The sequence below is a fragment of the Salinisphaera sp. SWV1 genome, assembly GCF_052044155.1.
Lineage (GTDB): Bacteria > Pseudomonadota > Gammaproteobacteria > Nevskiales > Salinisphaeraceae > Salinisphaera.
Map to the genome: position 1 here is coordinate 16,207 of NZ_JBQDYE010000044.1, position 11,508 is coordinate 27,714.

12 protein-coding genes and 1 pseudogene are annotated in these 11,508 nt (G+C 55.5%); 12 read left to right on the plus strand and 1 reads right to left on the minus strand.

The genetic code is table 11. The annotated features are described in order from the left end of the window. Nucleotides 1–163: 163 nt before the first annotated feature. From ACS8YF_RS16925 to ACS8YF_RS16980, 12 genes are all read left to right on the plus strand, one after another. Entirely contained in the window at nucleotides 164–1,276 is a 1,113-nt protein-coding gene (locus ACS8YF_RS16925; protein ID WP_440851317.1) for an ABC transporter ATP-binding protein, read from the plus strand. A 138-nt stretch (nucleotides 1,277–1,414) separates the two neighbouring features. Next, nucleotides 1,415–1,957, plus strand: a complete 543-nt coding sequence (gene hslV, locus ACS8YF_RS16930; RefSeq protein WP_440851318.1) for an ATP-dependent protease subunit HslV — start codon at nucleotides 1,415–1,417, stop codon at nucleotides 1,955–1,957. Further along, on the plus strand, nucleotides 1,950–3,353 hold the full coding sequence (hslU, locus tag ACS8YF_RS16935) for an ATP-dependent protease ATPase subunit HslU (RefSeq protein WP_440851319.1): 1,404 nt from the start codon (nucleotides 1,950–1,952) through the stop codon (nucleotides 3,351–3,353). The genes hslV and hslU overlap by 8 nt, the downstream gene beginning before the upstream one ends. A gap of 853 nt (nucleotides 3,354–4,206) precedes the next feature. Next, nucleotides 4,207–4,569 carry a gamma-butyrobetaine hydroxylase-like domain-containing protein gene (locus ACS8YF_RS16940; protein WP_440851320.1) on the plus strand — a complete coding sequence of 121 codons (363 nt, stop codon included), beginning with the start codon at nucleotides 4,207–4,209 and terminating at the stop codon, nucleotides 4,567–4,569. An 83-nt stretch (nucleotides 4,570–4,652) separates the two neighbouring features. Further along, nucleotides 4,653–4,925, plus strand: coding sequence for a YlcI/YnfO family protein (locus ACS8YF_RS16945; RefSeq protein WP_440851321.1), 273 nt, complete (start codon nucleotides 4,653–4,655; stop codon nucleotides 4,923–4,925). Further along, nucleotides 4,922–5,224 carry a type II toxin-antitoxin system RelE/ParE family toxin gene (locus ACS8YF_RS16950; protein WP_440851322.1) on the plus strand — a complete coding sequence of 101 codons (303 nt, stop codon included), beginning with the start codon at nucleotides 4,922–4,924 and terminating at the stop codon, nucleotides 5,222–5,224. The genes ACS8YF_RS16945 and ACS8YF_RS16950 overlap by 4 nt, the downstream gene beginning before the upstream one ends. Before the next feature lie 234 nt (nucleotides 5,225–5,458). Then, nucleotides 5,459–5,797: a hypothetical protein gene (locus ACS8YF_RS16955; protein ID WP_440851323.1), complete on the plus strand. Its 339-nt coding sequence runs from the start codon at nucleotides 5,459–5,461 to the stop codon at nucleotides 5,795–5,797. Nucleotides 5,798–5,903: 106 nt separating this feature from the next. Continuing rightward, nucleotides 5,904–6,740 (plus strand): restriction endonuclease, encoded by an 837-nt coding sequence (locus tag ACS8YF_RS16960; RefSeq protein WP_440851324.1) that lies wholly within the window; start codon nucleotides 5,904–5,906, stop codon nucleotides 6,738–6,740. 91 nt (nucleotides 6,741–6,831) lie between these two features. Next, the gene (locus ACS8YF_RS16965; RefSeq protein ID WP_440851325.1) at nucleotides 6,832–7,494 is read left to right on the plus strand and encodes an HNH endonuclease; all 663 of its coding nucleotides are present in this window, start codon (nucleotides 6,832–6,834) and stop codon (nucleotides 7,492–7,494) included. A gap of 122 nt (nucleotides 7,495–7,616) precedes the next feature. Beyond that, the gene (locus ACS8YF_RS16970) at nucleotides 7,617–8,072 is read left to right on the plus strand and encodes a hypothetical protein (protein WP_440851326.1); all 456 of its coding nucleotides are present in this window, start codon (nucleotides 7,617–7,619) and stop codon (nucleotides 8,070–8,072) included. Nucleotides 8,073–8,185: 113 nt separating this feature from the next. Further along, entirely contained in the window at nucleotides 8,186–8,980 is a 795-nt protein-coding gene (locus ACS8YF_RS16975) for a hypothetical protein (protein WP_440851327.1), read from the plus strand. A gap of 86 nt (nucleotides 8,981–9,066) precedes the next feature. Then, on the plus strand, nucleotides 9,067–10,800 hold the full coding sequence (locus ACS8YF_RS16980; RefSeq protein WP_440851328.1) for an ATP-dependent nuclease: 1,734 nt from the start codon (nucleotides 9,067–9,069) through the stop codon (nucleotides 10,798–10,800). Nucleotides 10,801–11,118: 318 nt separating this feature from the next. Here the strand turns inward: ACS8YF_RS16980 and ACS8YF_RS16985 are convergent. Further along, nucleotides 11,119–11,430 (minus strand): annotated as a pseudogene (locus tag ACS8YF_RS16985) (ester cyclase); the annotation flags it as partial. Nucleotides 11,431–11,508: the final 78 nt, after the last annotated feature.

Consider the following 11,508-nt stretch of genomic DNA (forward strand, 5'->3'; position numbering starts at 1 on the left):
CGGATAGGGCTTGCGGTGATCGCGACGGCAGCGATGCCTCCGGTTCTGCAGCGCCTTCCGCGCTTAATCTGCGTATATCTGTGAAATCTGCGGATAAAACGTCTGTATTCATTCGCCGGTCTGTGCTGATCTGCGGATAGAAATAGTTTCAGAGGAAAGACCCATGGCAGTCGTAGAACTCAACCAAGTCGGCAAGCGTTACCCGGGCTCGGACGACCTGGCGGTGAAGGACTTCAACCTCGTCACCGAAGACGGCGAATTCGTGGTGCTGGTGGGCCCATCGGGCTGTGGCAAGACCACCACCATGCGCATGATCGCCGGGCTGGAGGAACACACCGAAGGCGAAATCAAGATCGGCGATCGCGATGTCACCGGCGTGGCGCCCAAGGATCGCGACATCGCCATGGTGTTCCAGAGCTATGCCCTGTACCCGCACATGACCGTGCGCGACAACATGGCTTTCTCCCTCAAGCTCAAGAAATACGACAAGGCCGACATCAAGAAACGGGTCGACGAAGCCGCGGCCGTGCTCGGCATCGAGCCCCTGCTGGATCGCAAACCCCGGGCCCTGTCCGGCGGCCAGCGCCAGCGTGTGGCACTGGGGCGGGCCATCGTGCGCCAGCCGCAGGTGTTCCTGATGGACGAGCCGTTGTCGAATCTCGACGCCAAGCTGCGCGTCGACATGCGTGCCGAGATCGTCAAACTGCACCGCAAGCTCGGCGTGACCACCTTCTATGTCACCCACGATCAGACCGAAGCCATGACCATGGGCCAGCGCATCGCAGTGATGAAGGACGGCATCGTCCAGCAGATCGATTCCCCCAACAACCTCTACCAGCATCCGTCGAACGAGTTCGTGGCCGGCTTCATCGGCACGCCGTCGATGAATTTCCTCGATGCCAACATCAGCGACAACCGCGTCAGCGGCCCGGATTACGGCCTGGCGCTGGACGAGGAACGCCGCCGGCTCGTGGCAGGGCGGGGCCGCGTCCGCGTCGGCATCCGGCCCGAACATCTGCACCTGGCGACCGGCGACGATCGCGCCTGCCGGCTGTTCGGCGCCGTCGAAGTGGTCGAGCCGTTGGGCTCGCTCACCATGATCCAGGTGAAGGTGGGCGAGAGCACGCTTACCGCCCAGATCGAACCGCACCAGCAGGTGGCCATGGGCGACGATGTCACGCTGACCTGCGCGGCCGACAAGCTGTACCTGTTCGACCCGGAATCCGGCGCCGCGCTCATCGGCATCGACAACAGCCAGCACGACCGCGCCGCGTAGGTTGGCCATTCATTGCCGATAAACGCGGTTTCGCTGCTGGCTGAACCGTTTCCGAACCGGCGCGCCGGTGCCCGTGCTTGAATCGGGTCGCGCCTGGCCCCACAACGTTGTTCACGTGACACAATGCGGGGTGACCCGGTGAAGCAATTCGACGGCACAACGATTCTTTCCGTGCGTCGCGACGGCCAGGTGGCCGTCGCCGGCGATGGGCAGGTCTCGATGGGCGACACCATGTTCAAGGGCAACGCCCGCAAGGTGCGCCGCCTCTACGACGAGCAGGTTCTGGCGGGTTTCGCCGGCGGTACCGCCGATGCGTTCACGCTGTTCGAGCGCTTCGAGGGCAAGCTGTCGCAACACAACGGTCAGCTCGTGAAATCCGCCGTCGACATGGCCAAGGACTGGCGCACCGACCGCGCCTTGCGCCGGCTGGAAGCGCTGTTGCTGGTGGCCGACAAGACCGCCACGCTCATGCTCTCCGGCAATGGCGACGTCATGGAGCCGGAATACGGCTGCATGGCGATCGGCTCCGGCGGCTCCTATGCCCAGGCCGCGGCCCGCGCCTTGCTCGAGAATACCGACATGCCCGCGTCCGAGATCGCCGAAAAAGCGATGCATATCGCCGCGGATACCTGCATTTATACCAACCACCACATCACCGTCGAGGTGCTCGACTATGAGTGATACCGCCCCCCAAGCCATCGAAGCCGAAGACTCGCAGCGCGCACTGCCGCGTTCGCAGATGACGCCGCGCGAGATCGTCGCCGAACTCGATCGGCACATCATCGGCCAGGCCGATGCCAAGCGCTCGGTCGCCATCGCCCTGCGCAACCGCTGGCGGCGCATGCAGCTCGACGAGGCCATTCGCGGCGAAATCACGCCCAAGAACATCCTCATGATCGGGCCGACTGGCGTCGGCAAGACCGAGATCGCGCGTCGTCTGGCCAAGCTGGCCAAGGCGCCGTTCACCAAGGTCGAGGCCACCAAGTTCACCGAAGTGGGCTATGTCGGCAAGGAAGTCGACTCGATCATCAAGGATCTGGTCGAAGTTGGCATGAAGATGTCGCGCGAGGAAGCCAAGAAGCGCGTGCATAACGACGCCGAACTCGCGGCCGAGGAACGCATTCTCGACGCGCTGCTGCCCAAGCCCAAGCACAACGACTGGGACGACTCCTCCAAGGCCACCGAATCCACGGCCACCCGCGAGGTGTTCCGCAAGCGTCTGCGCGAAGGCAAGATCGACGACAAGGAGATCGAGCTGGAACTGCGCCAGAGCCAGGCCAGCGTCGAGATCATGGCGCCGCCCGGCATGGAAGAGATGACCAGCCAGCTGCAGTCGATGTTCCAGAACATGGGCGGGCAGAATAAGACCAAGCGCTCCAAGATCAGGATCAAGGATGCGTACCGTCAGCTGGTCGACGAAGAAGCCGCCAAGCTGGTCGACGAAGAGCAGATCAAGACCCAGGCGATCCACGAAGTCGAGAACAACGGCATCGTCTTCCTCGACGAGATCGACAAGGTCTGCAAGCGCTCGGACGCCGGCGGCGGCTCGGGCGGCGATGTCTCCCGCGAAGGCGTGCAGCGCGACCTGCTGCCGCTGGTGGAAGGCTCCACCGTCTCGACCAAGTACGGCATGGTCCGCACCGATCACATCCTGTTCATCGCCTCGGGCGCGTTCCACGTGGCCAAGCCGTCGGACCTGATCCCCGAGCTGCAGGGGCGTCTGCCGATCCGCGTCGAGCTCGATGCGCTCAAGGCCGAGGATTTCGTGCGCATCCTCACCGAGCCGCATTGCTCGCTCACCGAACAGTACGTCGCGCTGATGAATACCGAGGGTGTGACCATCGCCTTCACCGACGACGGCGTGAAGCGCATCGCCGAGATGGCGTTCAACGTCAACGAAGGCACCGAGAACATCGGCGCCCGGCGTCTGCACACCATCATGGAGCGCCTGATGGAGGAAATCTCCTTCGAAGGGCCGGACAAATCCGGCGAGACGCTCACCGTCGACGCCGCCTATGTCGACAGCAAGTTGAAGGATCTTGCTGCAGACGAAGACCTGTCGCGCTATATTCTGTAGTCGACAGGTCGGCGGTCGGGCGCTTTGCGGCTCGAACCAGCCGGAGCAGGATGCCTGCTCCGGCTTTTTTTGAGTCTGTTTTTGTGCATGGAAGGCTGATCTGTGCATCACCGGGGCTGGCGGGGGTTTCGCGTTTATGCGCGAGTCCGTTAAGCAGCTTTGGCCGAATGCCGGGCGCGTTGGTTCGAACCACAAGGCGAGTTGGGCTTTGGTTTCGCACTGATGTGCGAGTCACTTTCGTTTGCTTGTCCAAACGAAAGTAACCAAAGGAAAGGACACCCTACCTTGCGCCGATGCTTCGCATCGGTGCCCTGCGCGGCTCCGGCCGAAAGCGGACCGCCGGAAACTCGCCGTGCTACGCACGACTCAAACATCCGGCGGTCTTTATCGCTTTCGGCCTCCACTGCTCGGCGCTGCGCTCAAGGGACCCGAATACAGACACGGCTCGCGCGGCATGAGGGTGGTGCCTGTATTCCGTCCCGTCTGAGGCGACGGAGACGCGCAGCGGCGACGGGTGTCCGGCGCACTGCGCCGGTGCGGCCAGCCTGTTTGAGCGTCGCCAAAGCGACGCGAGTTCTGGCCGCATCCCGTCGCCGCGAGCATCGGAGTGCACCGGCGCAGCCGGCGCCGATGCGGGTGTCTTTTCCTTTGCTTCCTTTCGTTTGGACAAGCAAACGAAAGGGAGTCGCACATCAGTGCGAAACCCCAAGCACCGAGAACCACCAGAGTCGTGGCTCGGCACCGAGCCCATCCAACCCTGCACGCAAACCCCAGCAAACATCGCAAAGCGTGGTTGCTTCCAACACCCCCACACGCGGATCATGAACGCCCCAACGACCAAACGGACGCCCCCATGGCCGAAGCCCCCACCGACATCACCCTCCACCAGAAATCCAAGGTGCTCGAAGTCGTCTTCGAAGACGGCGCCACCTACAACCTGCCGCTGGAATACCTGCGCGTCTACTCGCCCTCGGCCGAAGTCCGCGGCCACGGCGGTCCCATGCAGCTTGTGACGGGTAAGAAGGATGTCGGCGTCGAGCAGATCGAGCCGGTGGGCAACTACGCCATCCAGCTGCACTTCGACGACGGCCATAACACCGGCATCTTCTCCTGGGACACCCTGCGCGAGCTGGGCGAGAACTACGAAGCCAACTGGGCCGACTACATCAAGCGGCTCGAAGAGGCGGGGGCGACGCGGGACAAGCTCTGGCATTGAGACGCCGGCACCATCCGCTGACACGATCGCCCCGAGCGTTCTATAGTGGCTGCATCGCAAATGCAACGCGCGGATGACGTCGCATGAAAACCGCATCCATTCCATCGCTTCGGGTCACGCCCGAGCTTCGTGAAGCGGCCGAGCGGGTACTGCGAGACGGCGAGACACTCTCCAGCTTCGTCGAAACCGCCATTCGCGACGAGATCTATCAGCGCGAAAGCCGGGCCGAGTTCATTCGGCGGGGATTGGCGGCGCGGGACGAGGCCGAGCGAACCGGCGAATATTTTTCGGCTGAAAGCGTACTCGGTGAACTCGACGAGATTGCGAAAGAAAATGCCGAAAACCGCGGGGCATGACCTATCGCGTGGTCTTTACCGCCAGCGCGCGTCGCGATCTGCTCGGGCTCTATCGGCCCCTCGATGAGCGAGACCCGTTGGCCGGGGGAAAAGCCCGAATGGCCATGCGTAGGGCCGTCGATTACTTATCCGACTTCCCTTTTAGTTGCCGGCGGGCGAGCCCCGACCTGTTGTTCTTGCGAGAAATGATCATTCCCTTTGGCCGAGCCGGGTACGTCGCGTTGTTCGAGATTCGTGACGATGAGACTGTCGTCATCGTAGCCGTGCGCCATCAGCGCGAAGCGGATTACTTCAACTGATTGGCTATTCGGGCTGCGTGTTGAACGCATTGGCCACCCGTGGTGAGCTCCAATCAGCGCTCGCAACCGATCGTTCGCAGACCAACTCATTGAATCGTCAATCTTTTCGCCAGCCGGCGCGAATGGCTGATTGAGCCCCCGGTTTTTATTGTGCTATGCAGGGAGTACGAAGGGGGATCGCAGCCGGCCAAATCGGAGCCCGGCCGCGTGTTATCGATACCGGGGAATCATGTCATGCGTGCCCGCATCCTGGCCGTCGCGCTCGTTCTGAGCACGGCCGCCGTCTCTGCTCAGGCGGAATCCGTCAGTCATTACCTCGGCCGTGCCGTCGGCGGCTTCGGCGCCGGTGTTGGCCAGGCTGCGATGCAGCCACTTGCCGATTCGCAGCCCCAATGGGTGACCGTGGCGCCGCGATCCAAGACTAAATGTCTGGCGTTGACGCATCAGGTGTTGAACCGGACGTATCTGCGATGTCGGCGTGGGTGGCAGGAGTATGTGCGGTATGCCGCGGCGGGGCGGAGGGTTGTTTTGTCGGAGCGGGGGATTTCGAGTTGGCGATGGTTTTCGCAGTAACGCGCGATAATTGCCGGATATATATAGATGTGGATGGTTATATATCTAATGCTAGATATATTCCGTCTACTTGGCGTTATGTCTACTCCTAAAACCACCAAGATCTATGCCGAGTGAAAGTACCGAGTTTGAGCTATTTGTCCGTGCCGTTTATCAAGAGATACTTTCTTTAGAGGGTTTTGAAACCATCAGCGTAGAGCACGACGTTAAGATTACTGGTCGTTCAGGACAAAAGCACCAGATTGATGTGTATTGGGAGTTCAAGGCAGGTGGAATCACTCATAAAGTCGCGGTTGAGTGTAAGCACTACAAAAATACGATTTCCTTAGGGAAAATACGAGATTTTCATAGCGTTGTCGAAGACATTGGGAATACTTTGGGGGTTTTTGTTACTACTAAAGGATACCAATCGGGCGCGATAAAATACGCGAAGCATAAAGATATCTCGCTTAAAACCGTTAGCGAGCCTACCGAAGAAGAGCTGCAATCGCATCAGGGAATAAAAATGATCGGGCTGCAGATGCACGCAAAATTCATTCAGAATGTCAGGCGAAAGCCGGAGATCGATACTGAATGGCTTTTTTCGAATACCGATGTTCAAGAGGGCGATGAGCTAAGCTTCAACGGGCTTAGTAGCGAAGTCACGATTCAAGATATCGGCAGAGGGGTCGTCACTAACGTTCATGAGCTAGAAAACAGACTACCTAGAGAACCCGAAAATAGTAAAGACCTTAATTATAGCTTTGAGTTCGAAGAAGCGTTTATAAAGTTTCCCGAAGGCTTCAGCATTCCAATTAAGCTCAGGGCGTTCCATTTTCTGTACGACACTGAAACGGTCACCGAATATTCTGAGATTAGATTTAAGCTGATGGCGGAGGCGGTGTTGCGGGACATAATTACCGGGGAATCCCAACTATACGGTCGAAGTAGTCGGCGAGAATAAACATAACGAATCGCTGCAGTTGACCGCCCAAAGCGCTGGCGCGCTTCGGTCGGCAACTGAGCTTCGGCGTTAGGCGTCATTGAGGTAAATCGTGGCCAACTACCGAGACTTGAGTGACCGCAACGCTGTATTGAAGGCAATTACAGAGTGCGATCGTCTCGGAAGAGCCTCGTTTTTGGAAAAATACGGGTATGGGAAAGCCCTGAGGTTCGTGCTCCTTCACGATGGGAAGCAGTACGATTCCAAAGCGATTGTCGGTGCAGCCTACGAACACCAGTTTGGGAAGCTTCTGCGAAGCACCGATTTTTCCGGAGGCCAGGCGTCAGTTGTTCCTAAACTTGCCAGTCTGGGGTTCACGGTAGTTGCCCTGGCAATCACAGATGACACTTCCGCCCTTTCCGAGGAAGTCCCAGATTCAATGTGGGAAGGTGGCAAACGTACAGTCACTGTCAACGCTTACGAACGGAGCGCCGAAGCGAGGGCCGCGTGCATTGAGGCCCATGGCTCAACCTGTGCGATTTGCAGCTTCGATTTCGGGCGGTTCTATGGTCCAGACTTCGAGGGGTTCATCCACGTTCATCACCGAGTCCCCGTGTCCCATGTTGGGGAAAGGTACAAGGTCGATCCAACGAAAGATTTGGTGCCGCTTTGCCCGAATTGTCATGCCGTTGTGCACTATGGCAACAGAACCAGAACCGAGGATGAAGTGCGCGAAAGCATTCGAAAGGCCAAGAAATTACTGGCCGAGGGATGACGCCCAACAGGTCGTTGCAGCGGACGTTTAACCCGACACCTACTTTTGCTACCGCAAAAGCAGGCGTCGCCTCAAACGTCGCTGAACTCAGGCGTTAGGTTTAAAAAAAACGAGGGCGAGTTATGGATCGACAGCTTATGACCGATATAGGAAATACCGTGGGAATGTTTAATCGGTTCAAGCCGTATTTTCATTCATTTTCGGAGGCTGCGGAGAAAAATTGGAACGGAGATAAAGGTCACGAGGTAGCCTTCATCGAATCGAGTGACAATAAGATTCTCGCTAAAGGTTTAGATCACGAGCTCGTAATTCGATACCGGATTGTGCAGTCTAAAGATGGCACTTTGGCTGGTGAGCTTAGCTGTTCAAGAGTTTGCCAAAGGCTGGACGACAAATATCAGGAAGAGTTGATTTACGTCGTTTATATAGACCGTCTTGGTAATGTACATGAAGATTTAGATCGCCATGGTTCGCAATTTAATATTGGCGACCAGGAGTACGCCGACGTATTTGGGTATGAAATAATTCGCTACCTATTAGAAAGTCAGGCTGTAGCCCCTTTTGAATTTAGTACCTAACCAGTCGCTGCAGTTGACCGCCCAAAGCGCTGCCGCGCTTTGGGTTCCCTCTGCGGCCTTCGGCCACTCCGGCGGCAACTGAGCTTCGTCGTTAGCTCAAATAATAGGTCGCGATGAAACCCGATATTTCCGAATTTTCTTATGGCTATGCCATAACCGAAGAATTGGCAGCAAAACTGGGAGCAAAGTTAATAGGCGCGCCGACTTTCCCGTCGCTTTATCAAGAAGGCAAAATAGGTGGCGGATACGACGTAAAAATCCCTCTGCGTGCCACCCCGATATTTCTGCAATTCAAGCTAAGCGACTATTTAAAACGCTCAAGCGCCAAAGAGAACCAGCTTGGTCTAGTAAACGTCCCTTATTACAGGATGCATTTACGTCCACTTAAGCACTCGTATCAACACGAGCTGTTACTTAATCTAGAAAATAGCGGTGAGAGCGTTTTTTACATAGCGCCCGAGTTCTATCGCCCCGATGAGCTTAATAGCTACTATCTGAATCGCAGTGTCCTAGCGCACTCTGCTGCATTTAGTCCAGCAGATATTGGCGTGTTGCCAGATGATCAAGAGCATTATGTCGTTTTCGAAAAAGGCTCGACGATCGGATATCGATGCTCTGAAGACCCGGAAGCGATTCCTCGAATACCTTTACGTGAGGGGTTCAGATACGCGCTTAGGGAACGTGGCGTCGAATCAAGAACTTTTGGCCAAGAGGGAATGCGGCAGATTTCTCTCAATATGTTGGGATCCATTGAAAAAGCGGCATTCTTAAATGATGAGTTAGGTATATCATTTACCGAAATTTTGGGAGCTAGAGCAATTATTGAGTCACGTGGCTCCGTTGAATCCGCAGCATACTTGGCGCGAACATTCTTTGGCTGCGAGCTTCTAGTAATAGATGAAAGCTAACATATCGCTGCAGTTGACCGACCAAAGCGCTGCCGCGCTTTGGTCGGCAACTGAGCTTAGGCGTTAAGCCCCTACAAGGAGATAGCATGGCTGCTAAGAAGAAGCCAGTCGAGGTGGTTCCTCTTGTCGATGAAGAAGGTAACTCTCCTCGCCCCCGTCTTCATAAACTTCAGATCAATAACTTCAGATCAATTGGGGCTGAGACAGTTGAGATCGAGCTTGACGACATCGTTGTTCTTGTCGGGCCTAATAATGTCGGTAAAAGCAGTATTTTGAGGGCTTATGAAACTGTCATGTCCCACGGCTCCAAGGATGGAAGGCTGACAATAAACGATTTCCCCAATGGGCAGGTCGATCCGGAAAATCTGCCTACGATTGAATTGCATACAATCGTGTTTGATGATGCGCCGGGTGAAAGATGGCTTGAGCCCACTGCAGATAGCGAGTGGTTAATCCGTGAAAAATGGGTTTGGGAAAGCCCAAATAAAGATCCCAAAAGACAAGGGTTCGATACTCAAAAAAATGACTGGGATGATCAAGTTCCTTGGGGAGCACCGAACGTTGCTAACTCTCGGCGCCCGCTTCCACATAGGATAGATGCTTTTGCAACACCAGAAAAGCAAGCAGCTGAAATAACTAAGCTAATAACCAGCATGCTAAAGGAAAAAATATCAGAAATCAGGTCAGATCCTGAACAAGAAAAATCCGATTATGAATTGATACTAGATAGAATTCGGCAGCTTCAGACAAAAGTCGTCCAAGCGGCCGAGGACGAATTCAAAGTGATCGAAAGTGAAGTATCCGAGTATTTGAGCAAGTTGTTTCCTAAACACCAAATAAAATTCGATGCAAAACCAGAAGCTGATCTTGAAGGAGCATATCAGCCCTTCAAAGGTAATGCGGATCTTCTTATGGGGCCAGAAGACGGTTACTTTAGCACTATTGAGCACCAAGGGAGTGGTGCAAGGAGAACTCTGTTATGGGCAACATTAAAATACTTATCTGAATCTCAGGATAAAAAGGGCTCTCGGCCCCATGTGCTATTGCTGGATGAGCCTGAAATATGCCTGCACCCTTCTGCCATTCGGGAGGCTAGGTCGGTCCTTTATGATCTACCCGAAAGCGGTAATTGGCAGGTTATGATCACATCGCACTCTCCAATATTTATAGATTTGTCGAAAGACAATACGACCATAATCAGAGTGTTTCGAGACGAAGACAGTGAGGTTAAGAGTACAACGCTATATCGTCCTGAAAGAGCCAAGCTGGACGAGAATGATAAAAGAAATTTGAAGTTGATGAATGTCTGTGATCCTTATGTGCATGAGTTTTTCTTTGGCGGAAGACAAGTCATTGTTGAGGGTGACACTGAATATACGGCTTTCTCGATGTTAAAAGAGTTCCACCCAGAGGAATATGGTGATGTTCAGATCATCAGGGCAAGGGGGAAAGGAATTATTCCGTCAGTAGCCAAGGTGCTTAAACAATTCTCTAAGTCGTTTTGCATTCTTCACGATACCGATGAGGAGCTTACGGCTAATGGAAAGAAAAATCCCGCCTGGGGCATGAATAGTTCTATCGAAGACTTACAGGAAGAGGATGGAAGTGTAAATCTCGTTGCTTGTAAGACCTGTTTCGAAACGGCTCTTTTCGGGGAAGAAGTAAAAAACGAGAAGCCGTATAATGCGCTAGCGCGGATTAGAGAGGATGAAAATGTTCGCGCAAAAGTAAAAGCTTTGCTCGATTACCTGATTGGTGTGGAGGGATCGGTTCTACCAGAGAACTGCATACACTGGGGGGCCGTGGAGGAGCTGGCTTAATAATAGGCTGCGCGGCGACCGATTTTCGCCGCTCTGCGGCTCCACAGGCACGGGGTCTATCTTCGGATTCAGCAGGCAGTCGAGGGTGTAGAAATCGGCTAGACTCAGCAGGCGCGGGGTCGAGCAGGCGCGCGGTCGGGTCTTGCCTTTTGCCTCTAGCGCGGTGGATTCAGCTTCGAACTGCAACACAGAGGCCTTTTCAGGACTTCCTGAAACGCGACATTCGGGGTAGGCGACGTCTTTTACCCCTGATGGTCAGCGGGTTGCCCGTAACTTTTTCACTTCGGCGCGAAGGGGCTCAGCCGAGCTGCTATCGATCTATTCCCCGATCTGTCTTCGGATCGCCGCCTCGTCGATGACCGACCATACCGTTTTGATCCGCGAATCAGAGAATTCGTAGAACACGTTCTCGGTGAACTGGATACGCCGGCCGTTGACCGGAAAGCCGAAAAGCACGCCTGCTGGCGTGCAGTCGAAGCCTAGCCGGCTGCCTACATAGGGCGGGTCGACGGTGAGGAGTTGAATATCGAACTGCAGGTCTGGAATAGCGCGCACGTCGCTTTCCAGCATCTGACGGTAACCGTCGAGGCCGAGCGGCCGGCCATTATGTACAACGGCAGGGTCGACAAAGGTAAGCGATCCACAAACCCCATCATTCACAGGCGGCCAGGTTCATGGCTAAATCCTGTGCATGCAGGTTCCACGGCA